The sequence below is a fragment of the Nocardiopsis sp. iso_186 genome, assembly GCF_056173365.1.
On the sequence record NZ_CM149670.1, the window covers coordinates 786,575 to 812,139 of the forward strand.

A 25,565-nucleotide genomic window follows, 5' to 3' on the forward strand; every position below is an offset into this window, starting at 1 on the left:
CATCCACGCTATGCGACTTCAACCTACTGGTAACGGATCCACGCCGCAGGTCGCATTCGTCATGTATCACCCACCCGACGCTGTTCATTCTTTTTGTATGCTTTCGTTATCCAAACGACTGGCTCCCGGCCGGGGATCGCCGCTGTTCACACTGGACGAGACGTCCGGTCGGACGGCAGGCTGTGGCAGGGGCCGAAAAGGGGGGACCGGGCCGCCCGTGCCGACCGGTGCGCGGCCGCAGGGCTGACCTTGTGCGATGTCGCGCCGATTGATGGCAAGGTTAGGAAGTGTCGCCCGATGCGCCTCCGATGATCGGAGAGCCGTGCCACGGGGAGAAACCGGCAGAAGAGTTCGCAGTTTTGCCGCATGAGTGTCCGGAAAGGAGAAGGCGACCGGACCGTCGCCCCCAGAACGGGGACGCCGACCGACGCCGGAAAATCGATGAAGGGACGCGTACTGGTCGTCGATGACGACCTCGCTCTCGCCGAAATGCTGGGCATCGTGCTCAGAGGCGAGGGCTTTGAGCCATCGTTCGTACACGACGGCGACAAGGCCCTGGAAGCATTTCGCGAGACCAAGCCAGACCTGGTGTTGCTGGACCTCATGCTGCCCGGCGCCGACGGCATCGACGTGTGCCGCCAGATCCGGGCCGAGTCCGGCGTGCCCATCGTGATGCTCACGGCCAAGAGCGACACCGTGGACATCGTGCTCGGCCTGGAGTCGGGCGCCGATGACTACATCGTCAAGCCGTTCAAGCCCAAGGAGTTGGTGGCCCGGGTCCGGGTCAGGCTGCGCCGCACCGAGGAGCCCGCTCCGGAGGTGCTCCAGATCGGCGACATCACCATCGACGTCGCCGGGCACTCCGTGCGCCGCGGGGGCCAGCCCATCAGCCTCACCCCGCTGGAGTTCGACCTGCTCGTTGCGCTCGCGCGCAAGCCGCGCCAGGTCTTCACCCGCGAGGTGCTGCTGGAGCAGGTGTGGGGCTACCGCCACGCCGCTGACACCCGGTTGGTCAACGTGCACGTGCAGCGTCTCCGGGCCAAGATCGAGAAGGACCCGGAGCATCCCGAGGTGGTCGTCACCGTTCGCGGTGTCGGCTACAAAGCCGGAACCGCCTGAGTGGTTTGGTGAAGCAGCGGTCGCCAGGACTGGTCCTGGACGCGGACGCGGCGCGCCCGCTCGAGAGCGGGGACGCCGCGGCTTCGCGACTGCAACGGGCGGGTTCGGCGGTGCAGAAGGGGTATCTGGTCGCCCAGCGCAAGGCGCGCTCGCTGGTCAGGGGAGTGCACTCCCGCTGGCGGCGGTCGCTGCAACTGCGCGTGGTGACCAGCACCCTGCTCTTCTCCGTGCTGGTCACCGCCGTGCTCGGCTTCTTCCTGGTTCACCAGGTCCAGACCGGGCTCCTCGACGCCAAGACGCAGTCGGCGTTCAACGACCACTACGCGGGGCTGAGCACCGCGCGAAACATCATCCAGGACAGCGACCAGCAGGACCCCGACCGCCAACTCGACCAGATCATCGAGGACCTCAGCGCGCGCAGCGGCTCCACCGGCCTCTACGACGTCGTGATCATGCCCTCGGTCGGTGGCATGACGGGGCGGGTGAGCGGTGGTGTGGACGAGGCCAGCGTGCCGGAACGGCTGCGCGAGGACGTCCGCAAGAACGGCGAACTGCCCTACGGCAACTACACCGAGATCATCCGCGGCACCCAGCGGGAACCGGGCCTGGCCGTGGGCGCCCAGCTGTCCAGCACCTACGAGCTGTACTACCTCTTCCCGCTCGACCACGAGCAGCAGATGCTCAACCTGGTCCAGCAGACGCTCGTCCTGGTCGCCATCGCGTTGACGTTGCTGCTCGCCGCTGTCGCCTACGTGGTCACCCGGCAGGTGGTCACGCCGGTGCGCCAGGCCGCGAGCTCCGCGGAGAAACTCTCCTCCGGCGACCTCTCCGAACGCATGAAGGTGCGCGGCGAGGACGACCTCGCCCGGCTCGCCATGTCCTTCAACGACATGGCCGGCAGCCTCCAGGAGAAGATCCAGGAACTGGAGGAGCTGTCCAAGCTCCAGCGCCAGTTCGTCTCGGACGTCTCCCACGAACTGCGCACCCCGCTCACCACCATCCGGATGGCCGGTGACCTGCTCTACGACGACCGCGACGACCTCGATCCCACCATGCGCCGCTCGGTGGAGCTCCTACAGAGCCAGCTGGAGCGCTTCGAGGAACTGCTCGCCGACCTGCTGGAGATCAGCCGGCACGACGCGGGGGCGGCCACACTGGCGACCGGGACGGTGGACATCCGCGACTCCGTCCTCAAGGCCGTCGGTGAGGCGGAGCAGATCGCGGAGAGACGCGGCATCAAAGTGGTCCTGCGCCTGCCGGTCAACCCCTGTGTGGCCGAGTTCGACGCCCGCCGGATCAACCGCATCCTGCGCAACCTCGTGGTCAACGCGATCGAGCACAGCGAAGGCAAGGACGTCATCGTCACCGCTGCCGGGGACCGCGACGCCGTGGCCGTGGCGGTCCGCGACTTCGGTGTCGGCCTGAAGGAGGGCGAGGAGCACCTCTGCTTCGACCGCTTCTGGCGTGCCGACCCCGCGCGCGCCCGGACCACGGGCGGCACCGGCCTGGGGTTGTCCATCTCCAAGGAGGACGCACTCCTGCACGGCGGATGGCTCCAGGCGTGGGGAATGCCCGGCAAGGGATCGCAGTTCCGTCTCTCGCTCCCGCGCAAGTCCGGCGGTGAACTGCGCGGCTCGCCGCTGCCGCTGGCGCCGCCCGAGATCACCCTGGGCCGCACGCTCTCGGCGTTCAGCAGCATGCAAGGAGACTTCGACCGCAAAGGCATCTGGATCAGCGGACCGGGGGAGGACCAATGAGCAAGAACGCCGTTGCACTGCGCACCACCGCCTGGGCGGCCTGTCTCGTGACCCTCGTGGCCGGCTGCGCCACGGTGCCCACCGGCGGCCCGCCCTTCTCCGGTCGTGGCGACGACGCCGCCGGCCAGGTCAACACCTTCACCCGGCTGCTTCCCGCCGGCCCCCAGCCCGGTGTGGACGAGAAGACCCTGGTCCGCGGATTCCTCAAGGACATGGGGAGTTTCGAGGAGGACTACAAGGCCGCCAGGCTCTACATGACCTCCGACGAGCAGGTCGTCTGGAAGCCCAGCAGCCAGGTACTGGTCTACGAGGAGGACGACGTCGCCCTCGACGTCGAGACCGGTGACGACGGCGAGAGCGCCAAGGTGCGGATGCGCGCGGCCCAGGTCGCCACCATCGGCACCGACGGACAGTACGTCGCGGCCGGTGAGGGGGAATCGGTCAACACCGTCTTCGACCTCGTCCAGGTCGAGGAGGGGTGGCGCATCTCCGACCTCCCCGACGAACTGCTGCTCAGCCGGCGCGCCGTGGACCGGGTCTACCGTCCGCTCAACCTCTACTACTTCAACCGCGACGAGAGCACTCTCGTGCCCGACCCCGTGTTCCTGCCGGTGCAGCCCACCAGCGACGTGACCGAGCAGCTCTCGCGGATGCTGGCCCGGATGCTGGTCAACGGCCCCACCGACTGGTTGGCGCCCGCCGTGCACTCAGCCTTCCCCGAAGGCACCCGTGCTGACGTCAGTTACGACTCCGGCCGGGTCACCGTCGCCCTGAGCCCGGAGGCGGACGGCGTTGACGCCGAGGCGCGCTGGGGGATGAGCGCCCAACTCGTGTGGACGCTCCGACAGCTCCCCGAGATCCAGGAACTCATCCTCAGCATCGACGGTGACGAGTCGGAACTGGCCGGCGAGGGCAGCGAGAACCTTCAGGCCAACAGCGAGACGTGGAGCGGGGTCAACCCCTCGGGCACCAACGGCCAGCTGCGCTCGTACTTCATGCGCGAGGGCGTGCTGTGGTCGCTGGACTCCAACCAGCAGGAAGCCCGCACGGAGGGGGCGCCGGGCACCGGCGCGACCCCACTGGAGCTGCACGCCGTCTCCCTCGCAGAGGACCGGGTGGCGGGCATCGCGCCCGGCGGGAACTCGGTCCAGGTGGCGTCCCTCAACGAGGGCAGTGAGTACACCACCGTGCTCGACGGTGCCGACTACGCCTCGTTGTCCTGGGACGGGTACGGCAACCTCTGGGTGCTGGAGGACCCCAGCGACGCCCGGGCGGAGGGCGAGGCGCTCGACGACACCGAGCCCGGGGACCCGCCCGTCGAGGAGGAGCGCCGCCCCGCGGCCGACTCCCGGTCCGCCCGGATCTGGCTGCTGCCCGATGGCGGTGATCCCGTCGAGGTGGACATTCCCGAGCTGCGGTCGCAGCAGGTCACCAAGCTCCAGGTGTCCCGCGACGGGACCCGGGTCGCGATCCTCACCGAGGTCGGCGGGGAGGGGAGGGTCTCGGTCGGCCGGATCGTCTACGACGAGTCCGGTGTCAGCGCCCAGGGCTTCCTGCCGCTGGCCTCCGACATCGACAACGTCACCGACCTTTCCTGGCGGGGCGCCGACCAGCTCGCCGTTTTGGGACAGAAGGCCCGCGGAGCCCTTCAGGCCTACCTTGTCCCGATCAACGGGAGCGCCGACTCCACCAGCGCGGGGGTCTCCGCGGGCTCGGACATGACCAGCATCGCCGCCGGTCCGGGCCAGCCGCTGCTGTCGGGGACGGAGGAGGACTACATCTTCATGTCCAGTGACCGCCTGATGTGGCGCAAAGTCGCTGACGGCACGAACCCCGTCTACCCGGGCTGACGCTCCCGACCCGCGCTGCTGTGCGCCGGTCCCGTGCGGACTTCTCCCATCGGGCGCCGAACCGCTGGAGATCCGCTTGTCCACAGACGCGGATCCGCTTCCGGGACGCCCCCGCCGGGCAGGACAGACTCGCCGGTATGGGAATGCTCGAAGGGTGGGCCGGTGAGCTGCTGGACCTCGTGCTCGGTCAGTGCTGCGCCGGGTGCGGCCTGGGCGGCGCGCAGGTCTGCGCCGCCTGCTCCGACGCCCTGCGCCGTCGGGCACGGCGTTGCCCGGCCAGGCCCGGTTGCCCGGTGACGTGGGCGGCGTGGCCGTATGCCGGCCGCTGCCGTGACGTGCTTCTGGCCTTCAAGGACCGCGGTCGGCGTGGGCTCGCCGACCAGCTTTCCGGTTCGTTGGCCGCGGCCGTGCTGTCCGGTTCGGGTGCCGCCCGTCACATCCGGCTCGTCCCGGTTCCGGGGCGAGCCGCGTCGGTGCGCCGGCGGGGTTACGATCCGGTCCGGCTCCTGGCAGGGGCTACCGCGGCCCGATTACGGGAGGGCATGGTCAACGCCAGGGCGACGCCGATCCTGGCCTACGCCCGCCGCACCCGCCACCAGGTCGGTCTCGGAGCCGCCGAGCGTCGCACCAACCTGTCCGGTGCCATGCGGCTGCGGACCGGTGCACGGGGCCGGTTCCGCACCGGGTCGGTGGTGCTCGTCGACGACGTTCTCACCACCGGATCGACCCTCGCAGAGGCCGCCAGGGCCCTCGGTGAGGGCGGCGTGCCGGTCGCTTGCGCTGCTGTGCTCGCCGAACGCGAGTAGGCTCATGGGGCCGGGGATACCCCAGGCGAGATTTTCGGACGGACAAAGAACCTTTACCCGTGTGTCTTTTTCGCCGCTCCCGGTAGATTTTCGGGGTTGCTGGAACGCTTCCGTGGACAGCCGCTCAAATCAGTACCTGACAAGTGGCGGATCTAGGGCTAGCGTTCCAGATATGGCACCCGTCCGGGTCCGTGGTTGCGTCGGGCATGGCGTCCTCCCCGTGAGGGCGGCGGCTCGACAAGCCGATGCCAGCCGCAGGCGAAACGGCCCACGTAAGGCGACTTTTCGTCAACCGATCACGGTGCGGCTTAGAGGTAAGCCCTGCCCCTTCGGAGGTCCAGATGTCCTCCGGACAAGGGAGAAGGGCAGTAGTGGTGCACGAGCGCCGCGAGCCCCTCAGCAGGCGGATGTGGGGACGAAGACCAGGTCGGCCGGACGGGTGACATCCTCTCCGCGTGGATCGCGCCGTTCTTGGGCGCGACTCCCGCACATGGTGCCCAGGCACCGCGCGACATCAGGCACGAGGGCACGCACCTCGTGCCTGATGTCGTTTTCGGGACTTCTCCCCGCGTTTCACCGCCCTGTGGCTCTTCTCGGACGAACTGCTGCGACGCGAGGCCTTCGGCAAGTGATGAGGGCGGTTCTTGTGGGTATACGGGCAGCAACGTGGGCCACGACCACTGTGGCGGGAGAGGAGGTTGTGAAAGCTAGCCCGACGCTCACAGCGGGCGCGGCGCACACCGATCAGTTGGCCGCCGAAAAGGGCGGTCACGCCACGAAGGGGGTCTTGTGGACATCATCGTCAAGGGTCGGCGCACAGGTGTCAGCGACAAGTTCCGGCAGCATGTCGAAACGAAGCTGACCCGGCTCCACAAGTGGGAGCAGAAGGACATCATGAGCGTCGATGTGGAGGTGTCCAAGGAGCGCAGTCCCAAGCTCGCCGAGCATCGCGAGCGGGTTGAGCTGACCGTCCACTCCAGCGGTCCGGTGATTCGCGGTGAAGCCTCCGCTGATGACCGCTATACCGCCCTCGACCTCGCGCTGGACCGGATCGAGTCCCGGCTGCGCAAGGCCGCCGACCGTCGCAAGGTGCACAAGGGCAGCAACCGTGCCCCTGTCTCCGTCGCTGCCGCGACAGCCCACCTCGCCGCCGGCGGCCCCATGGGCTCCGTGGTCGAACCCCCGATCGCCCCGGACACCCCCGACTCCCCGGAATTCGACGGTGCCGCAGTTGACAACGAGTTCGCCGACGACTTCGTCGAGCTCGACACCCAGGGCGACGTTCCGGTCATCGTTCGCGAAAAATTCCACTCCGCCAAACCCATGACCATTGACCAGGCCCTTATGGAAATGGAACTCGTCGGCCACGACTTCTACCTCTTCCGGGACGAGGAGCGCGACGCCCCGAGCGTGGTCTACCGTCGGAAGGGCTTCAACTACGGCGTTCTGCGGCTCATGGAATAAAGTAAGAGACAACTGAATAGCCGTCCTGGCGCGCCGTGTCCGGTCTTGATACCGGGCACGGCGCGTTGTGGGGTAAGGCGTCCGAAGACGGTTTTTCCAGAGAAATTCCCCGTTTAGCTGGAAAACCGCGACCGAAGCGTGGTGCCTCTTCCGAGGCGGGTGCGCTTGACGAAACAATCCGTCCGCGTCTGGGTGATTTCGCCGCGTGGGAGGAAGGAACGCAGGCTGTGAGCTTGACTCCCCCCAATCGAGTGGACCCGATCAAGGTATTGGTCGTGGACGATCACGCCTTCTTCCGCCGCGGACTCGTGTCCGTGCTCGCAGAGGAGTCCGACATCGACGTCGTCGGGGAGGCGGCCGACGGTGAGGACGCGGTGACCCAGGCCGGCGACCTTCTCCCCGACGTGGTCCTGATGGACGTCCGGATGCCCAAGACCAGCGGTATCGCCGCCTGCACGGGGATCAAGAACATGGTTCCCAGTGCGAAGATCGTGATGCTGACGATGAGCGACGAGGAGGAGGACCTCTTCGAGGCCATCAAGGCCGGCGCCACCGGCTACCTCCTCAAGGAGATCTCGGTGGTGGAGCTCCCGGAGGCCGTCCGCGCGGTCGCCGGCGGACAGTCCTTCATCAACCCTTCCATGGCCACCAAGCTGATCGGCGAGTTCGCGACCCTGGCGAAGAAGGAGAAGGGGCGGCCGCAGTCCCTGCCCGCCCCGCGGTTGACCGCACGGGAGAAGGAAGTCCTGCGACTGGTCGCCCGCGGCCTCAACAACAAGGACATCGGTGAGGAGCTGTACATCTCCGACAACACCGTGAAGAACCACGTCCGCAACATCCTGGAGAAGCTCCAGTTGCATTCGCGCACGGAGGCCGCGGTCTACGCGATACGGGAGAAGTTCCTCGACGCGGACGGCGAGTGAGTACCGGAGCACACGGCCCCGCATCCGGCAGATACAGGTTCTTGGCCTCGCCGCACACGGATTTGACCGTGAAGGCAATAGGGTCTTCTACGATGGAAGGCTAGGGGATGGGTCCGTCCCATCTCCGGATGCGGGCCACGATCGCGAGGAGCGCATTAGAAGTGCCAGGCATACTCGACAAGGTCCTGCGCGCGGGTGAAGGCAAGATCCTGCGCCAGCTCAAGAAGCTCAAGGACCAGATCAACTCGATCGAGGATGATTTCGTCGATCTCACCGACGCCGAACTGCGTGAGCTGACCGACGAGTTCAAACAGCGCCTCGCCGACGGCGAAACGCTGGACGACCTGCTGCCGGAGGCGTTCGCCACGGTGCGCGAGGCGGCCAAGCGCACGCTGGGGCAGCGGCACTTCGACGTGCAGCTGATGGGCGGTGCGGCGCTGCATCGCGGCAATATCGCCGAGATGAAGACCGGTGAGGGCAAGACCCTGACCGCCACGCTCGCCGTGTACCTCAACGCGCTCGCCGGCAAGGGCGTCCACGTGGTCACCGTCAACGACTACCTCGCCCGCCGCGACGCCGAGAACATGGGGCGCGTCTACCAGTTCTTGGGCATGGAGGTCGGCGTCATCGGCCCCGACATGTCGCCCGAGGAGCGCCGCAAGGCGTACCAGGCCGACATCACCCACGGGACCAACAACGAGTTCGGCTTCGACTACCTGCGCGACAACATGGCGCTGTCGATCGACGACTGCGTGCAGCGCGAGCACTTCTTCGCGATCGTCAACGAGGTCAACTCCATCCTCATCGACGAGGCGCGCACACCGCTGATCATCAGCGGTCCGGCCGAGCAGAACTCCAAGTGGTACGGGGAGTTCGCCAAGATCGCTCCGCGGCTGCGCAAGGAGACCGACTACGAGGTTGACGAGAAGAAGCGCACCGTCGGCATCACCGAGTCCGGTGTCGCCAAGGTCGAGGACTGGCTGGGGATCGAGAACCTCTACGAGGCCGTCAACACCCCGCTGATCAGCTTCCTCAACAACTCCCTGAAGGCCAAGGAGCTGTACCGCCGCGACAAGGAGTACATCGTCAAGGACGGCGAGGTGCTCATCGTCAACGAGTTCACCGGTCGTGTCCTGCGCGGTCGCCGCTACAACGAGGGTATGCACCAGGCCATCGAGGCCAAGGAGAAGGTGAAGGTCAAGGACGAGAACCAGACCCTCGCCAAGGTCACCCTCCAGAACTACTTCCGCCTCTACGAGAAGCTGGGCGGCATGACCGGTACCGCCTCCACCGAGGCGGCCGAGTTCAACCAGACGTACAACATCGGTGTCGTGCCGATCCCGACCAACCGCGACATGATCCGCGATGACCAGCGTGACGTCGTGTACAAGTCCGAAGAGTCGAAGTTCGACGCGGTCGTGGACGACATCGCGGAGTGCCACGAGGCCGGCCAGCCGGTCCTGGTGGGTACCACCAGCGTCGAGAAGTCCGAGCTGCTGTCGAAGATGCTCAAGCGTCGCGGTGTCGCCCACGAGGTCCTCAACGCGAAGAACCACGCGCGTGAGGCGTCGATCGTGGCCCGCGCCGGAAAGCTCAAGGCCGTCACGGTCGCCACCAACATGGCCGGTCGCGGTACCGACATCATGCTGGGCGGAAACCCTGACTTCATCGCCGACGAGGAGCTCCAGACGCGCGGCCTGACCCCGCTGGAGACCCCCGAGGAGTACGAGAAGGCGTGGCCCGAGGCGCTGGAAAAGGCCCAGAAGGACGTCGAGACGGAGAACAAGCAGGTCGTCGAGGCCGGTGGCCTCTACGTCCTGGGCACCGAACGGCACGAGTCGCGCCGCATCGACAACCAGCTGCGCGGTCGTTCCGGACGCCAGGGCGACCCCGGCAAGTCCCGGTTCTACCTCTCGCTCAAGGACGACCTCATGCGGCTGTTCAACAGCGGTCGCGTCGAGATCATCATGGAGCGCCTGAACATCCCCGAGGACCAGCCCATCGAGTCCGGTGTGGTCTCCAAGGCCATCCAGGGCGCCCAGGGCCAGGTCGAGCAGCAGAACTTCGAGATCCGCAAGAACGTCCTCAAGTACGACGAGGTCCTCAACCGCCAGCGCAAGGTGGTCTACGCCGAGCGCCGCAAGGTGTTGGAGGGCGCCGACCTGCGCGAGCAGATCGAGGGCATGATCGAGGACGTCCTGGAGGGCTACGTCCGTTCCGCGACGGCCGAGGGCGAGAGCGACGACTGGGACCTGGAGCGCCTGTGGAAGGCGTTCGCTGAGGTCTTCCCGGTGGACTTCACCGCCGACCAGCTCATCGAGGAGAACGGCGGCGACGTCACGGTACTGACCCCCGACCTCATCTCGCACCGTGTCGTGGAGAACGCCCACGCCGCCTACGAGCGTCGCGAGCAGGAGCTCGGCCCGGACACCATGCGCGAGGTCGAGCGCACGGTCATCCTGCGCGTCATGGACCGCAAGTGGCGCGAGCACCTCTACGAGATGGATTACCTCCAGGAGGGCATCGGCCTGCGTGCCATGGCCCAGCGCAACCCGCTGATCGAGTACCAGCGGGAGGGCTACGACATGTTCCAGGAGATGCTCGAGGGCATCAAGGAGGAGTCGGTCCGCTTCCTGTTCAACGTCGAGGTCCAGGTGAACCGGCCGCAGGAGGGCCAGGGCATCACCGCGGCCGGAGCGGCGGCCACGGCTGCCGCGGTGCCGCTGGTGCAGGGAGCCACGGCCACGGCCCAGCCGGACGCTCCCACCGCGGTCGAGCCCGCGGTGGACGAGCCGGCCGTCGGGGAGCCGGCGGCCGAGACCGAGGCCGAGGGCGAGGGCGGCTCTACCCCGGAGGTGGTCGTCCCGGGGCTGACCGAGAACCGGCCCGACCGCTTGCAGTACAGCGCTCCCAACGAGGAGGGCGAGGCGGAGAGCCACACCGAGTCCACGAACGGCCAGTACGCCAACGCCGCGCGTAACTCGCCCTGCCCCTGCGGCTCGGGCAAGAAGTTCAAGAAGTGCCACGGGGATCCCAAGAACCGGCCCTGACCGGGGAGGATTCTGGAGGGCCCCGGGAGAGCGGCAACAGCCGCCCTCCCGGGGCCCTCGTCGTTGTTCCCCGGTTGCCAAGACCGGTGGCCCGGAGCCTCGAAGGGCTCCGGGCCACCGGTGCGGATCAGGCTCGGGGGGCTACGTCGCGGTTCCCGCGTCCGTGCCCTTGGCCGCCTCGGCGTCGGCGATCGTCGCCGCCGACGAGGGTGCGGCCTCGGCCGGTGCCTCGGCCGGGGTGCCGGCGGCCACCGTCGGCTGCTCGTCGGCGGGTTCGCGGCCCGGCGTGGGCAGGTTCAGCTTGGTGATCGCGAAGTAGAAGATCACGTAGTAGAGCGCGGCGTAGACCAGACCCAGCGCGATGATCATCCACAGGTTCGTGGTGTTGGACTTGAAGGCGTTCAGCAGCAGGTCGATGAGGCCGGCCGAGAACCCGAAGCCCAGGTGGGCCTCCAGCGCGTTCAGGATCGCCATGGAGACGCCGGTCAGCACCACGTGCACGGCGAACAGCACCGGCGCGATGAAGATGAACGCGTATTCGATCGGCTCGGTGATGCCGGTGACGAACGCCGTCAGCGCGGCGGAGATCATGATGCCGCCCACCGCCGCACGCTGGCTCGGGTGCGCCGCCCGCCAGATCGCGAGTGCCGCTGCGGGCAGACCGAACATCAGGACGGGGAAGAAGCCGGAGAGGAAGCCCCCGGCCGTGGGGTCGCCGGCAAGATAGCGGTTGATCTCGCCGTTGACGATGGCGCCGTCGGCGCCCTCGTAGCTGCCGAAGACGAACCAGACCACGGAGTTGACGATGTGGTGCAGGCCGAAGGGCAGCAACAGCCGGTTGACGACACCGTAGACGCCCGCGCCCACCGCCCCGGAGCCGATGATCCAGTTGCCGAGGTCGTTGATCCAACCGCCCACGGTCGGCCAGACCAGGCCGAAGACGAGCGCGACGACGATCGCTGCCAGGGCGGTCACGATCGGCACGAACCGTCGCCCGCCGAAGAAGCCGAGCCAGCTCGGCAGTTTGATCCGGTAGTAGCGCTGCCACAGCAGGGCCGCGACGATACCGATGACGATGCCGCCGAGTACGTCGGTGGGGTTCTTCGCGCCCCAGTTGATCGCGGTGGAGCCGTCGGCCAGTTCGAGCGTGATGCCGGAGGCGAGCTCGCCGCCCTGCTCGAAGAACAGGTACTTGGACACCCGGTCGAAGACGAGGTAGCCCACGACGGCGGCCAGAGCGGTGGAGCCGTCGGCGCGCTTGGCGAAACCGATGGCCACGCCCACCGCGAACAACAGGGGCAGCGCGCTGAAGATCGCGTCACCGGCGGTGCCGATCACGGGGGAGACGGCGTTCATCCAGGCGAAGCCGGGGACGTCGGCCAAGCCGCCCGGCTCGGGGCCGTTGCTGCCGAGCATGTCCGGTTGTCCCAGACGCAGCAGGATGGCCGCCGCGGGTAGGACGGCGATGGGCATCATCAGGCTGCGCCCGATGCGCTGCAGGATGCCCAGTATCGGGGACGACTTCTTCGGTGCGGCGGGGAGGCCGTCGCTGACCGTCGATGAGGAACTCATCGTTGGTCCTCCTGATCACGTGGTGAGCTCGTGGCTCGTGGGAGTGGTGGGAGTGTCAGCGCTCGATGGTACGGGCCCGGGGGCGGCCGGTGCCATCAGCCGCGTTGGCGGGGGTCCAGCGTGGAATGCAGCTGGTAACGGTCGGCACGGTAGGTGGATATCGCCAGTTCGACACAGGTGCCGTTGACGAAACTGCGCCGCTGTAGGAGCAGAACGGCGCTACCGGTGGGCAGTCCGAGGAGCCGGGCGTCCGTGGGGTCGCACAGCCCGGCCTCGATGGTCTGCTCGCCGGAGTCGAGGAGAAGCCCGTAGTCGTCTTCCAGGAGTTGGTAGAGCGAGCGCCCGGAGAGTGATTCCTCACTCAGCCCGGGGGCCACCGACAACGGGATGTTGGAGCGTTCGATCGCCATCGGCTCGCCGTCGGCGGTGCGCAGGCGCTCGATGTGGTGCACGGGGCTGCCCGGGCTGATGTCGAGCATCCGGGCGACGTGCCCGCGCGCCGGGTCGATCCGGCGGGCCAGGTCCTGGGCGCCGGGCTCGAAGCCGCGGGCGCGCATGTCCTCGGTGAAGGAGGCCATCCGCAGCGACATCTCGATCTTGGGTCTGGCCAGGAAGGTGCCCTTGCCGGGGACGCGGTACAGCTTGCCCTCGGCCACGAGGTGGTCGATGGTCTGGCGCACCGTCATCCGGGACAGTCCGTAGCGCAGGCCGAGTTCGCGCTCCGAGGGCACCGCGCCGTCCACCGCGAGCTGTGTCTCGTCGATCCATTCGAGCAGGAGGTCCCGGAGTTGTGCGTACTTGGGGACGGGGCTCGTGGGGTCGATGCTCATCGCGGGTGCCTGTTCGCTTCTCTTGCGGATCGGTCGGATATGGTGCGTACTGGTATAGGCCGGACTAGACCACAGGTGCTCCCGACGTGTCAACGCTCGTGGTCAACGCTTTGTGCAGCCCCCTCGGGGGCGTGTCGTCCTGCCTGTTCAGAGAGGGTGCCCGGCTTGGTGGGGCGCGGCAAATGGGTATCGAGTAGGAAGAAGCCGATGAGTACTACGACCAGCGTCATGCGTTCGGAGATCAACGAGCAGCCCGCGGCGCTGCGCCGGACCCTGGACGTGCTCCTGCCCCAGACGACCGAGATCGCGGCGCTGGCCAAGGAGACCCGCCAAGTGCTGTTCATCGCGCGCGGCTCCTCCGACAACGCCGCCGTCTACGGCAGCTATCTCCTCCAGGCGCACTCGGGCCGGCTCGCCACCCTGGCGTCGCCCTCCATCGCCACGACCTACGGCGCCGAGGTGGACCTGTCCGGTGTGCTCGCCGTCGCCATCTCCCAGTCGGGCAAGACCGAGGAGATCGTGGAGACCATGAACTGGGCGGCCCGGTGCGGCGCCCGGACGGTCGGCATCACCAACGGTGCGGGCTCGCCCATGGCCGAGATCGCCGACGTCGCCCTGGTCACGCAGGCCGGCGACGAGTTCGCCGTTCCCGCGACCAAGACCTACACCGCCCAGCTCGCCGCGCTCGCGGTCCTGGCCCTGGGCGTGGGAGCCGACCTCTCCGAGGACGAGCTGCGCGCGGTCCCCGACGCGATCGAGGCCACCCTGGCCGGCCCCGAGGACTCCATCGACGCCATCGTGGAGAGCCTCATCGGTGTCTCCGGCGCCGTGGTCTCCGGGCGCGGGATGGCTTTCTCCACCGCGCTTGAGGCGGCCCTCAAGCTCAAGGAGGCGTGCTACCTGCACGCGATGGGGCTCTCCTACGCGGACCTGCTGCACGGCCCCATCGCGGTGGTGGACGGCCTGACCCCCGCGCTGCTGGTCGCCGCCAACTCGGGCCCGACCCTGGCCGGCACCGTCGCCCTCGCCGAGCGGGTGCGCGCGGCGGGAGCCCCCGCCTACGCCATCGGCGGCGGCGCGGCCCTGGCGGGTGCCTGCGACCTGTCCACCGGGATTCCGGACCTGCCCGAGTGGCTGGCCCCGATCAGCCTCATCGTTCCCGCGCAGATCATCACCGAGAAGCTGGCGCGCGGGCTGGGATACGACCCCGACGCGCCGCGCAGCCTCAACAAGGTCACCCAGACCTCCTAGGCCCAGGCGCCACACGCCCCTTAAGCTCGGCAAGCACACCACACATCGTTCGCGTGGGCGTCAGGGCCCGCGCTAGCCACGGAGGAACAGATGGCCGACAAGGCAGCCGCGATCGTCGCCGGACTGGGCGGCGCCGGCAACATCGAGGACATCGAGGCCTGCATCACGCGTCTGCGCACCGAGGTCACCGATGCCGCCAAGGTCAACCAGGCCGCGTTGAAGGCGGCCGGCGCGCACGGAGTGCTGGTCTCCGGCAACATCGTGCAGGTCGTCGTCGGACCCGAGGCGGACTCGCTCACCGACGACATCAACGACCTGCTCGACTGATCTCACCCGCATCAACTCCGGGCAGGGCGGTCCGGCCGGGCCGGCTCCCAGCAGGTGGGAGCCGCCCGGCGCCGTCTCCCCGGCCGAGGAGGCAACGACAGTGCTTTCCGTGCTTTCGCCCGTGACAGGTACGGCGGTGGGACTCGAAGAGGTCCCCGATCCGGTGTTCGCCCAAGGGATGGTCGGGCCGGGAACAGCGATCCGGCCCGAACCGGGGCTCCAGACCGCGGTCTCCCCGGTCAACGGACGGGTGGTCAAGCTGCATCCGCACGCCTTCGTCGTCGTCGGCGCGGCCGACGGGAACGGCAACGGCGGCAAGGGTGTCCTGGTCCACCTGGGCATCGACACCGTCCGGCTCGACGGCAAGGGCTTCACCGCCCTGGTCGCGGAGGGGGACGACGTCGTCGCCGGCCAGGACCTGATCCGATGGAACCCCACCGATGTCCTCGAAGGCGGATTGTCGCCGATCGTTCCGGTCATCGCCCTGGACGCGGTCGGGGACGTGGTCTCGCGCCCGGTCACCGGGGAAGTGAATCGGGGAGCACTGCTGTTTCAGTGGGCGTGAGCGAATTGATAACCGATGACACCCGACCGCGTGCCGCCCTGTTCGACCTCGACGGCACCCTGATCAACAGCGAACCCCGCAGCATGGCCGTGTGGTCCAGGCTGCTCACCGCCTACGGTGTTCCCCACGACGACCAGGTCCTGCACGGTTTCATGGGGCGGCGCGGGGTGGACGTCCTCGCCGAGCAGCCGCACCTGTTCCCCGGGCTCAGCCTCGCCGAGCTCAGGGGCGAGATCCGCCGGCACGGCGAGGCGCCCGGGCTCCCCGACGTCGAACACCTTCCCGAATCGGTGGCGTTCCTGCGCGTCCTGCACGCCGAGGGAGTGCCGTTCGGCCTGGTCACCTCGGCGGGGCGCGACTGGGCGGAGCTCGCCCTGGAGCAGCTCGGCGTCCGCGAACTGTTCCGGGGGCTGGTCACGGCCGACGACGTCACCGAGGGCAAGCCGCACCCGCAGGGGTACCTCGACGGCGCGCGGATCCTCGGCTACGCCCCCGAGCACATCGTGGTCTTCGAGGACACCCCGGCCGGAATCCTGGCCGGCAAGAGCGCGGGAATGCGGGTCGTGGGCATCACCACGACCCACGCCCGCTCCGTACTGGGACAGGCCGACCTGGTGGTTGACCATCTCACCGAGGTTGACTGGCCGCGCCTGGCCGCCCGAACCTGACCGCCCACCCCCTGACATCCCCATCCCCTGGTGCGGCGCGGTGCGTCCGCGTCTCGCACCACGGCCCCGTCGCGGGGCCGACGACATCGAAGCGAGGTAGCACCGTGGCCGAGCGCCGGGTGAAGATCGAGTCCAAGGTCGGGCTGCACGCCCGTCCGGCGTCCCTGTTCGTCAAGGCCGCATCCGCGTTCGACGGCGACGTGCACGTCGCCAAGGGCGACGCCGCACCGGTGTCGGCCAAGAGCATCCTGGGGGTCATGAGCCTGGGGGCCAAGCACGGCGACGAGATCGTCGTCACCGCCGAGGGGGAGGGCGCCGAGGCGCTGCTGGACACCCTCGCCGAGATCGCCAACGCCGACTGACCGCACGGGCGTCCCGGTGCGCACGGTTCCCCCGCACCGGGACGCCCTGCCCGCCCGGCCCCTCCTCCCACCGACCAGTCAGGATTGCCCATGACCGATCCAGTAGCCCCCCAGGGGCCGGTGGCGCTGTCCGGCGTCGGAGTCAGCACCGGGACGGGATACGGCCCCGCCCTCCGGTTGAGCCGTGCGGCGCCCATTCCCGCCGAGGGTGAATCGCACACCGGCGACGCGGACGCGGAGACGGCCGCTGCCCGCGCGGCGCTGGAGGGGACCGCCGCCGAACTCACCGAACGCGGCGAGCGGGCCGGACGGGAGGCGCAGGAGGTCCTGGAGGCCCAGGCCCTCATGGCCCGCGACCCGGGGCTGGCCGCCGACGTCGAACGCCGGATCGCCGGGGGCGCCTCGGCGGCCCGCGCCGTCCACGACGCCTTCGTCGGCTACCGCGCACTGCTTTCCGAGGCCGGCGCCTTCTTCGCCGCGCGCGTCGCCGACCTCGACGACGTGCGCGACCGGGTCGTCGCCACCCTCATGGGGCTCCCCGTCCCGGGCGTGCCCCACTCGGACGTGCCGTTCGTCCTGCTCGCCCACGACCTCGCCCCGGCCGACACCGCACTGCTGGACCCCGACCTGGTGCTCGCCTTCGTCACCGTGGAGGGCGGCCCCACCAGCCACACCGCCATCCTGGCCCGCTCCCTGGGGCTGCCGGCGGTCGTCGCCTGCGCCGGGTCGAACCTGATCGCCGAGCACACCCCGGTACTGGTGGACGGCGCCACCGGTGAGGTCGCGGTGCGCCCCGATCCCCAACAGGTGGAGCGCGCCAAGGCCCGTGCCGCGGTGCGCGCCGAGGCCGCCGCGCGCAGCACCGGTCCGGGGCGGACCTGTGACGGCCACCCGGTCCCGCTGCTCGCCAACATCGGCGGTCCTCAGGACCTGCCCGCTGCCCTGGAACTGGGAGCGGAAGGGGTGGGCCTGTACCGCAGCGAATTCCTCTTCCTCGACCGCGCCGACGCCCCGGCCCACGACGAGCAGGTCGCCGCCTACCGCGCCGTCCTGGAGGCGTTCCCCGGCGCGAAGGTCGTGGTGCGTACCCTGGACTCCGGCGCGGACAAGCCGCTGGCCTTCCTGCCCCCGAGGGCGCCCGAGCCCAACCCCGCACTGGGCGAACGGGGCCTGCGCATGATGCGCCGCCACCCCGAGATCCTGCGCGCCCAGCTCGCGGCCCTGGCCGACGCCCACCGCGACACCGAGGCCGACCTGCACGTGATGGCGCCGATGGTCACCGACGTCGAGGACGCCGAGTGGTTCGCCGCAGAGGCCGCCGCGGCCGGACTCGCCACCGCGGGGGTCATGGTCGAGGTCCCGGCCGCGGCCCTGCGCGCCGCCCGCCTCACGGATGCGGCCGCGTTCTTCAGCATCGGCACCAACGACCTCACCCAGTACGCCTGCGCCGCGGACCGGGAGGCGGGTTCGCTGAGCCGTTTCCAGGACTCCTGGCAGCCGGGGGTGCTGGAACTGGTGGCGATGACCGCGCGGGCAGCCCGGGAGGCGGAGCGCTCCTGCGGGGTCTGCGGCGAGGCCGCCGCCGACCCGTTCCTGGCCTGCGTCCTGGTGGGCATGGGGGTGGACAGCCTGTCGATGGGCGCCACCGCGCTGCCCCTCGTGCGCGCGGCCCTGGCCGCCTCCAGCCTCGCGCAGTGCCGGGCGGCGGCCGAGGCGGCCTTGGCCGCCCGCGGGGCCGCCGAGGCCAAGCAGGCCGCGCGGGACGCCCTGCCGGGCGTGACCGCGCTGGGGGTGTGACGCACCGGGGACCGGAGTGACCCACCGTGGTCCTGGACACCCTCCGGCCGCGCCCGGTCCGGCGCGGCAGGGGCTCGACCCGCGACTGAACCGGGTGCGCGGGCGCGACGCCCCCCGCGCGCGCCGGGCGGTGCGGCGCCCGGCTCGGGCGAACCCGGCGAACTCCCGCCGGCGGCGGGCTAGGGTGGGCGCCGAACCCCCCGATCCGCCGACCGAAAGCCACCACCATGTCCCTTCGACGTCTCCTCGCGCCGCTCTGTGCGGGGACCCTCCTGCTCACCACCGCCTGTTCCGAAGGGGGTGAGGTCGCCCCGGCGCCGCGCGCCGATCCGCCCGCGGCGTCGGACCCGGGGGAGGGCGCGGCCGAGATCCTGGCGGACATGAGCCTGGAGGAGAAGGTCGGCCAGCTGTTCGTGCCGACCCTGACCGGGACCACCCCCGAGGAGAGCGCCGAGGTGATCTCGGCCTACCACCCGGGCGGCTTCATCTACTTCCCCGACAACCTCCAGGACACCGAGCAGATCGTCGCGCTGTCCAACGGTCTCCAGGACCGCGCGGTGGACGACTCCGGGGTCCCGATGTTCCTGGGGATCGACCAGGAGCAGGGCATGGTCTCCCGGCTGCCCGTCGGCGAGCGGTTCCCCGACGCGATGGCGGTGGGTGCGACCCGCGACCCCGACGCCGCGACCTCGCTGGCCTCGGTCACCGCCGCGGAGCTGTCGGCGCTGGGCATCAACCTCGACTACGCGCCGGTGGCCGACGTCAACATCAACGCCGACAACCCCGTCATCGGCATCCGCTCCTTCGGCTCCGACCCCGCGCTGGTCAGCGAGCTCATGACCGCCGAGGCCGACGCGTTCGAGGCCGGCGGCGTGGTGCCCGTGGCCAAGCACTTCCCCGGCCACGGCGACACCGACGTGGACAGCCATACGGGCCTGCCCGTCATCGACAAGACCCGCGCGGAGTGGGAGGAGGTGGACCTCCCGCCGTTCGTGGCGGCTGTGGAGTCCGACATCGACATGATCATGATCGCCCACGTGTTCATGCCCGAGCTGGACGACTCCGGCGAGCCCGCGACCCTCTCGCCCGGGATCGTCACCGGCATCCTGCGCGAGGAGCTCGGCTACGACGGAGTGGTCAGCACCGACGCACTCAACATGGAGGGCGTGCGCCAGACCCACGACGACGGAGAGATCGCGGTCATGGCGGTCCTCGCGGGCGCCGACCAGCTGCTGATGCCCCCGGACCTGGGCACCGCGCACGCCGCCGTCGTGTCGGCGGTCGAGGAGGGGCGCATCACCGAGGAGCGCCTGGACGAGTCGGTGCTGCGGGTGCTGCGCCTGAAGCTGCGGCGCGGCCTGTTCGACGCCGCCCCGGTCAACCCGGGGGAGGCCGCCGAGGTGGTGGGGTCCGCCGAGCACAAGGAAGCCGCCCAGCAGGTGGCGGATTCCTCGGTGACGCTGCTGCGAAACGAGGGCGGCGTGCTGCCGTTGCGGGAGGGAGCGTCGGTGCGGGTGGTCGGTTCCGGCTCGGAGGAGATCGGCGCGGAACTCGAAGGCATGGGCTTCACCCTCGCGGCCTCGGCGGCCGACGCCGACGTGGCGGTGGTGGGCACCAACGGCGCGCGCGGCGACGCCGAGCAGAAGGGCCTGGTCACCCAGGCCCAGGACGCGGGCGTCCCGGTGGTCGTGGTGGCCCAGGGCAATCCGTACGACATCAGCGAGCTGCCCGGCCTGGACGGCTACCTCGCCACGTACTCGTCGGTGGACGTCTCCCGCGCCGCGGCGGCCCGCGTGATCGCCGGCGAGGTCAACCCGTCGGGCCGCCTCCCGGTGGACATCCCGGGCACGGACCTGGCGTTCGGCGACGGCCTCACCTACTAGGACGGCACAGGGGCGGCGTCTCCCCACCGGCCACCCGGGCCCGGGCGGGGAGGCTGCCTCGTGGCCGCGACCAGGGGATTGACTGTTATGCACTTTTTGTTTGTGGAGTCCATTTCTCCACAAGTGAATGAAAAAGCGGTTACCCGCTGGTAGAGTCCCAGGTCAGCAAGAGTGCTCCCCGCGTATGCGGGGATGGTCCCAGAGGAATTTGAGACGCCGAAAGCCGAGGTGAGTGCTCCCCGCGTATGCGGGGATGGTCCTGGGGCCTACCCCGGGGCAATGTCATCGGTGCGGTGCTCCCCGCGTATGCGGGGATGGTCCCATGATGGGCTCGGCCGGGGGGACCTCGGGCAGGTGCTCCCCGCGTATGCGGGGATGGTCCCAGGCATAGGTCTTCCGAAGAGAGATCCCCCTCGTGCTCCCCGCGCATGCGGGGATGGTCCCGCCGCTGGGGAACTGGTTTTCGCGCTCGACGAGTGCTCCCCGCGCATGCGGGGATGGTCCCGCGGCCGTGGCCTCATCAGCCGACTGGGTCTCGTGCTCCCCGCGCATGCGGGGATGGCCCCGCCGACGGAGAACGAACCGGTCGAGATCGAGAGTGCTCCCCGCGCATGCGGGGATGGTCCCGGGACGGCGGTGGCCAACTCCTCCATCTTCGCGTGCTCCCCGCGCATGCGGGGATGGTCCCCCGGCCCGGACCACGTCCGCGACATCGTGGCGGTGCTCCCCGCGCATGCGGGGATGGTCCCAGCTTCGTCCACGCCTGGAGCTGGGGGATTATGTGCTCCCCGCGCATGCGGGGATGGTCCCCGGCGGGTAGTACCCGGCCGGCTGCTGCGGATGTGCTCCCCGCGCATGCGGGGATGGTCCCAACGCCCCGCCCTTGTCCGGGTTGAGGTTCACGTGCTCCCCGCGCATGCGGGGATGGTCCGACGGCGCGGCGAATTCTTCACTCGGCATAAACCCTCGCGCATGCGGAGGTCGCCTCTGTGTTTTGGCGTGTGTTGTGTCCCGGAACGGGATACGGACTGTGTTTTGGCCAGGGGTTTGGAACGGTGCCTGGTCGTCGTTCTGTTCTCCGGGCTAGGATCGGAGTCATGTCTTGGGCGTGGCTGCCTGAGTCAGGTCTCGATCAGGACCGCGAAGAAGCCCCCAGCACGCTGGGGGCTTCTTCATGTCGGTGGGTCAGAAGCGGCCGGAGCGGAGCGCACCCAGTAGTCCGGCCATTTCTCTGGCGGGGAACTCGATGTGTCCCCGGGTTGGGTTCTGCGAGTCGCGGACGGCTGCCCCTTGGGGGAGGTCGGCGATCTCGACGCAGTTCTCTGTTCTGGGGCCCGAGTAGGAGGACTTGCGGAAGCTCAGGGGTGTTGCGGCGGGCATGGCGGGCCCTTTCAGTGGCGGTCGATCAGGTCCTGGATCAGCGCCTTCGAATCTGCGATGGAGAGTGCGGAGGCACTTACATACTGATACACGAGGTCCCATGCCAGAACTTCTTCGGCGTCGTCGCTGAGTCTTTGGGTCAAGGGGTTCTCGGTGTAGATGACGCTGCTGTCGCCCGCGAAGTCGAGCAGGGTGAAGGCTCCTGCGAGGGCGGCGTGTGGGCCGGTCTCGTCGGAGATCACCTGGATGCGAAGGTCTTGTCGTTGAACGTCGAGCAGGTGTTGGAGTTGCGCGGCCGGGGCTTTGCGTAGTGCCGCCTCGTCGATGATCGCCCACAGCTGGGGAGCGTCGGTGCTGGTCAGGACACGCTGCCTGAGCATGCGGGCTTCGATTCGCCTCTCGACTTCCGCCTCGTCGGCCATGCCTCTGGCCTCGATGACGGTGCGGGCGTATGCCTCGGTCTGGAGAAGCCCCGGTATGACGGTCAGCTCGACGGTGCGGATTCTGGAAGCGCCGGGTTCCAGGCCGGTGAGGGCGCCTCGGCCCAGTACGTCGTCGTAGGAGGACCACCAGCCTCGCTGGCGGGCTTCGCGGCCGAGTCTGATGATTTCGGCGCGCAGGGCGAGGTCGGTCACGTCGTAGACATCCAGCAGCATTTCCACGTCGTCGATACGGGGACGCAGCCACTCGTCGCGTTCGATCCGGGTGATCTTGGAGGCGGACCAGCGGGTGCCTCCCGCTGCGTGGGCGCGTTCCACTACTGCATCGGCGGTGAACCCTGAAGCTTCGCGTAGCTCTCGAAGGCGCTTGGACAGTCGTCGCTTGCTGAGCGTTGGCGAGACGGCCACCAGGTCACCTCCGGTTGGGGGGTTGAGCTGGCGAGAGCCTATGTGTGTGGTCGGTTCTTCCGTCATTTTGTGCGCTACCAACCTTGTGTCAGGTTTTTCTTTAAAAACTTGCGTGCCAATTTAAAAGTTGGTCTTGCATTTTTTGGTTGCAGTGGGTGACCATGGAGGTACCTGATCGAGTCGCCCCTTGCCAGGGGCATCCTATGAGGAGCGCTTCATGCGATTCCTGTCCTTGCTCGCGTTGGCGAGTGTGCTGTTGGTGGCGGCGGTGATGCCCGCCCGGCGGGCGGGCCGTCACTGCGCCGGTGCCCCCGGTGTCGCGCCGGGTGTGCCTGGTCCGCAGTCCGCACCGATGCGTCAGGCGCGGGTGGTGCCGCGTATCCCCGACTATCCGCGTTTCGCGGAGGTCGCGGAGTCGCATTCGGCTCTGTGGGAGGTGACCTACCGCTACGGAGAGGCCGCGCCTTATACCGCGCGCAACCGCGTCACCGCCCACGTGCTCGCGGTCTCCGACGTGGAGCTTTTGGACCACTGCCTGCACGTCTACGAGCCGCCCTCACCGCTGCGCGCCTACACCGCACCGCGCGTACGCGCCTACGCCCCCACGCAGTGCCACGGCCGGTGAGTGCGGTGTGCATCCCCGACAGTGTTGCTGCGGCCCTGGCCCGGGTGCGGTGGGACTTCCCGGCCTGGACCATCACCCACACCCCCGATACCGACCCCCAACGGGCGTGGAACGCCCACCGGCGCGCACCCCTGACCCGGGCCGAACACAGCAGCGGGCGCAGGCGTCACCTGCACGCCCCCACCCTCGACGCCCTCCTCACCCAGCTGGGCACCGAACAGCGGGCCCTGGACGACCATCCCGACTCCCCGGACCACCCCGGCCGGTAACCGACCGGCCCTCAAGCGGGGGCCGCGCGTTCGCTCACCCCGCACGCGCGGCCCCTCCCACCCTTCGACCACCCGGTGTGCGCCTGCCGTCCAAGGCGTGTGCCAATGCTGCCCGAACGGACCCCTCACCCTCATGTCTTGCACCGACCCCACCCCCACCGGCCCGGATACGGCGTTGGGCGCCATTGACGACGCCCTGTTGATGAATCGCCAGGTCGCGGCGCTGTTCGGGGTGGACACCTCCACCGTGGCCCGCTGGGGAAGCCACGGCCTCATCACCTACGTCACCACCCCAGGCGGAGCACGCCGCTACCCCGCAGCCCAGTTCCACGACCTGCTCCACGAAACCCCGCGCACCCACCCGCTCAACCACACCGACCCGCCGGGCCACGCGGACTCTCCCGGCCGGAATGCTCCTGATGGGCGTTGACGTCTCCACCGCGCTCGTCAAACACCAACGCAACCTCGCGTTGGACGAACCCCACGGCCAGATCCGCGTCTTCGCACCCTCGACCGTGCCCGCACCCCTGCAAACCGCGACCTACGCCCGCACGGTCCTGACCGCTTCGGGTTTGCTGCGCCCTGAGCATGTGGAAGAGGTCGTGGCGATCCGGATGCGCCGTCAGCGCTTGCTGATCGATGCCGAACACCCCCGCACCTACGTGGTGACCGAGACGGCGCTGCGTCGTCCTATCGGCGGGGTGGAGACCATGACCGAACAGCGGGTGCTGCTCCTGGCGTTGGCCGAGTTGGCGCATGTCACCCTGCGTGTCCTGCCCGAGAGACACGACCCTCCGGTGATCTGGTCGTGTGGGTTCACCATGACCGAGAACGCCACCACGGTGGAGACGATCCCTTTCCCTCTGGCGTTGCCGATCACCGACACCCGCCACTACCTCGCCCACTTCCACGACCTCCTCCACGCCGCCCACCCCTACCGCCTCTGACCGGGGATTAGGAGGGGTGTCGTGCCTGCTCGACGCGGGTGATCGACAAGTCGCGAGGGGTATTGCGGACGGTTTTCTTCCGCAATCGCTTCCGCCTTTCCCGCGTGGTGGGATCTGATCTCTGGCGGAGGATGCTGTCGCCAAGCCCTGCTTGGCCGCATGTCATGGGCGTAGTGCCTGGTCGGGGGTGGGGGAGCGGGCGGTCTGACAGGGGGCGGGAGTCGGTGGATAATAGGGGTGCTGGACGCCTCACCGAAAATCTCATAATGATAACGGCCCGCAAAGTGCCAGGTCATTAACTGTGAGCCCCACGCACGTGGGGATGGACCGGCGAACGCACGGATCCTGCGGTTGCACGAAGAGTGAGCCCCACGCACGTGGGGATGGACCGGTGATGGCCTCGCCCGGACGGTTCTTGAACGCGTGAGCCCCACGCACGTGGGGATGGACCGGCACCCAGTTTCGACGTCCGCCCCTGCACATGGTGAGCCCCACGCACGTGGGGATGGACCGCGCTCCGGTGGCCTCACCGGAGGGACCGGTGGGTGAGCCCCACGCACGTGGGGATGGACCGGGGTTCCACCTGCGGCGACGTCGGCTGGGGTGGTGAGCCCCACGCACGTGGGGATGGACCAGTGGGGCGAGGACTTTCACCTGGTCAAGCCTGGGTGAGCCCCACGCACGTGGGGATGGACCTGTACACGGTCCCACCGTCAGTGGCGCCGTCGAGTGAGCCCCACGCACGTGGGGATGGACCGCGGGTACACGAGCTGGCCACCCACTGGTACCGGTGAGCCCCACGCACGTGGGGATGGACCGGCGGTGGAGGAGTAGTGCCCTGGCGCGGTCCGGTGAGCCCCACGCACGTGGGGATGGACCGGTGATGGCGATCCAGGGTCTTTACAGCGGCTCGTGAGCCCCACGCACGTGGGGATGGACCGAACCGTCCCATCCCGACCGCCCCGGGCGCCATGTGAGCCCCACGCACGTGGGGATGGACCCGCCCGCAGAGGAGACCCCTATGACCCCCCGCAGTGAGCCCCACGCACGTGGGGATGGACCGCCCCCGCCGATGGGCGGGGGCCGGGGAGTGGGGTGAGCCCCACGCACGTGGGGATGGACCGCTTCTGAACGTCATAAAGCGGTACCCCTGCCTGTGAGCCCCACGCACGTGGGGATGGACCGCAGAACGCCAGCTTGCCCGCCAGGAAGACCGCGTGAGCCCCACGCACGTGGGGATGGACCGTTCGGTATGGCCGACGCGACTCTGAA

The 25,565-nt window shown here is 69.1% G+C and carries 22 protein-coding genes and 2 CRISPR repeat arrays (1 of these 24 cut by a window edge); of the genes, 18 read left to right on the plus strand and 4 right to left on the minus strand.

What is annotated here, in order from left to right; translation table 11 throughout:
- Positions 1-441 precede the first annotated feature (441 nt).
- From mtrA to secA, 7 genes are all read left to right on the plus strand, one after another.
- Complete coding sequence (gene mtrA / locus AC0VYP_RS03590; protein ID WP_285761275.1) at positions 442-1,119, plus strand: MtrAB system response regulator MtrA; 678 nt, start codon at positions 442-444, stop codon at positions 1,117-1,119.
- Positions 1,120-1,127: 8 nt separating this feature from the next.
- On the plus strand, positions 1,128-2,876 hold the full coding sequence (mtrB, locus tag AC0VYP_RS03595) for an MtrAB system histidine kinase MtrB (protein WP_475472470.1): 1,749 nt from the start codon (positions 1,128-1,130) through the stop codon (positions 2,874-2,876).
- Entirely contained in the window at positions 2,873-4,726 is a 1,854-nt protein-coding gene (locus AC0VYP_RS03600) for an LpqB family beta-propeller domain-containing protein (protein WP_475472472.1), read from the plus strand. Before mtrB ends, AC0VYP_RS03600 begins: the two co-directional genes overlap by 4 nt.
- A 137-nt stretch (positions 4,727-4,863) precedes the next feature.
- Positions 4,864-5,532, plus strand: a complete 669-nt coding sequence (locus AC0VYP_RS03605) for a ComF family protein (RefSeq protein ID WP_475472474.1) — start codon at positions 4,864-4,866, stop codon at positions 5,530-5,532.
- Positions 5,533-6,321: 789 nt separating this feature from the next.
- A complete protein-coding gene (hpf, locus tag AC0VYP_RS03610; RefSeq protein WP_285761207.1) occupies positions 6,322-6,996 on the plus strand; it encodes a ribosome hibernation-promoting factor, HPF/YfiA family in 675 nt (224 codons plus the stop codon).
- Between the two features lie 227 nt (positions 6,997-7,223).
- The gene (locus AC0VYP_RS03615; protein WP_285761208.1) at positions 7,224-7,919 is read left to right on the plus strand and encodes a response regulator; all 696 of its coding nucleotides are present in this window, start codon (positions 7,224-7,226) and stop codon (positions 7,917-7,919) included.
- 161 nt (positions 7,920-8,080) lie between these two features.
- A complete protein-coding gene (gene secA / locus AC0VYP_RS03620) occupies positions 8,081-10,969 on the plus strand; it encodes a preprotein translocase subunit SecA (RefSeq protein WP_475472477.1) in 2,889 nt (962 codons plus the stop codon).
- Positions 10,970-11,110: 141 nt separating this feature from the next.
- On the opposite strand, the gene AC0VYP_RS03625 is transcribed toward secA, so the two are convergent.
- Together AC0VYP_RS03625 and AC0VYP_RS03630 are read right to left on the minus strand one after the other, a co-directional pair.
- Positions 11,111-12,541, minus strand: a complete 1,431-nt coding sequence (locus AC0VYP_RS03625) for a PTS transporter subunit EIIC (protein WP_285761210.1) — start codon at positions 12,539-12,541, stop codon at positions 11,111-11,113.
- Between the two features lie 95 nt (positions 12,542-12,636).
- Positions 12,637-13,371, minus strand: coding sequence for a GntR family transcriptional regulator (locus AC0VYP_RS03630; RefSeq protein WP_285761211.1), 735 nt, complete (start codon positions 13,369-13,371; stop codon positions 12,637-12,639).
- Between the two features lie 207 nt (positions 13,372-13,578).
- Between AC0VYP_RS03630 and AC0VYP_RS03635 the strand changes: the two genes are divergently transcribed.
- The 7 genes from AC0VYP_RS03635 (at position 13,579) to AC0VYP_RS03665 (ending at position 20,224) form a co-directional block, all read left to right on the plus strand.
- A complete protein-coding gene (locus AC0VYP_RS03635; protein ID WP_475472479.1) occupies positions 13,579-14,622 on the plus strand; it encodes an SIS domain-containing protein in 1,044 nt (347 codons plus the stop codon).
- 90 nt (positions 14,623-14,712) lie between these two features.
- Positions 14,713-14,949 (plus strand): PTS sugar transporter subunit IIB, encoded by a 237-nt coding sequence (locus tag AC0VYP_RS03640; RefSeq protein WP_475472481.1) that lies wholly within the window; start codon positions 14,713-14,715, stop codon positions 14,947-14,949.
- 100 nt (positions 14,950-15,049) lie between these two features.
- A complete protein-coding gene (locus AC0VYP_RS03645; RefSeq protein WP_475472483.1) occupies positions 15,050-15,514 on the plus strand; it encodes a PTS sugar transporter subunit IIA in 465 nt (154 codons plus the stop codon).
- Complete coding sequence (locus AC0VYP_RS03650; protein WP_285761215.1) at positions 15,511-16,182, plus strand: HAD family hydrolase; 672 nt, start codon at positions 15,511-15,513, stop codon at positions 16,180-16,182. The genes AC0VYP_RS03645 and AC0VYP_RS03650 overlap by 4 nt, the downstream gene beginning before the upstream one ends.
- A 104-nt stretch (positions 16,183-16,286) precedes the next feature.
- A complete protein-coding gene (locus tag AC0VYP_RS03655; RefSeq protein ID WP_285761216.1) occupies positions 16,287-16,544 on the plus strand; it encodes an HPr family phosphocarrier protein in 258 nt (85 codons plus the stop codon).
- A gap of 90 nt (positions 16,545-16,634) precedes the next feature.
- Complete coding sequence (gene ptsP / locus AC0VYP_RS03660; RefSeq protein WP_285761217.1) at positions 16,635-18,341, plus strand: phosphoenolpyruvate--protein phosphotransferase; 1,707 nt, start codon at positions 16,635-16,637, stop codon at positions 18,339-18,341.
- A 227-nt stretch (positions 18,342-18,568) separates the two neighbouring features.
- Entirely contained in the window at positions 18,569-20,224 is a 1,656-nt protein-coding gene (locus tag AC0VYP_RS03665) for a glycoside hydrolase family 3 protein (RefSeq protein WP_475472486.1), read from the plus strand.
- 171 nt (positions 20,225-20,395) lie between these two features.
- Positions 20,396-21,155: direct repeats of the CRISPR family, unit length 28 nt; unit sequence GTGCTCCCCGCGCATGCGGGGATGGTCC.
- Between the two features lie 254 nt (positions 21,156-21,409).
- Here the strand turns inward: AC0VYP_RS03665 and AC0VYP_RS03670 are convergent.
- The gene (locus tag AC0VYP_RS03670) at positions 21,410-21,604 is read right to left on the minus strand and encodes a DUF397 domain-containing protein (RefSeq protein WP_475472487.1); all 195 of its coding nucleotides are present in this window, start codon (positions 21,602-21,604) and stop codon (positions 21,410-21,412) included.
- Positions 21,605-21,615: 11 nt separating this feature from the next.
- Positions 21,616-22,452: a helix-turn-helix domain-containing protein gene (locus AC0VYP_RS03675; protein ID WP_475472489.1), complete on the minus strand. Its 837-nt coding sequence runs from the start codon at positions 22,450-22,452 to the stop codon at positions 21,616-21,618.
- Between the two features lie 217 nt (positions 22,453-22,669).
- On the opposite strand from AC0VYP_RS03675, the gene AC0VYP_RS03680 reads away from it, so the two are divergent.
- From AC0VYP_RS03680 to AC0VYP_RS03695, 4 genes are all read left to right on the plus strand, one after another.
- Positions 22,670-23,077 (plus strand): hypothetical protein, encoded by a 408-nt coding sequence (locus tag AC0VYP_RS03680; RefSeq protein WP_475472491.1) that lies wholly within the window; start codon positions 22,670-22,672, stop codon positions 23,075-23,077.
- A 5-nt stretch (positions 23,078-23,082) separates the two neighbouring features.
- Entirely contained in the window at positions 23,083-23,346 is a 264-nt protein-coding gene (locus AC0VYP_RS03685) for a hypothetical protein (protein ID WP_475472492.1), read from the plus strand.
- Between the two features lie 133 nt (positions 23,347-23,479).
- Positions 23,480-23,776: a hypothetical protein gene (locus tag AC0VYP_RS03690; protein WP_475472494.1), complete on the plus strand. Its 297-nt coding sequence runs from the start codon at positions 23,480-23,482 to the stop codon at positions 23,774-23,776.
- Positions 23,766-24,293: a Scr1 family TA system antitoxin-like transcriptional regulator gene (locus tag AC0VYP_RS03695; RefSeq protein WP_475472495.1), complete on the plus strand. Its 528-nt coding sequence runs from the start codon at positions 23,766-23,768 to the stop codon at positions 24,291-24,293. The genes AC0VYP_RS03690 and AC0VYP_RS03695 overlap by 11 nt, the downstream gene beginning before the upstream one ends.
- A gap of 301 nt (positions 24,294-24,594) precedes the next feature.
- Positions 24,595-25,565: direct repeats of the CRISPR family, unit length 29 nt; unit sequence GTGAGCCCCACGCACGTGGGGATGGACCG; it runs 890 nt beyond the window's last position.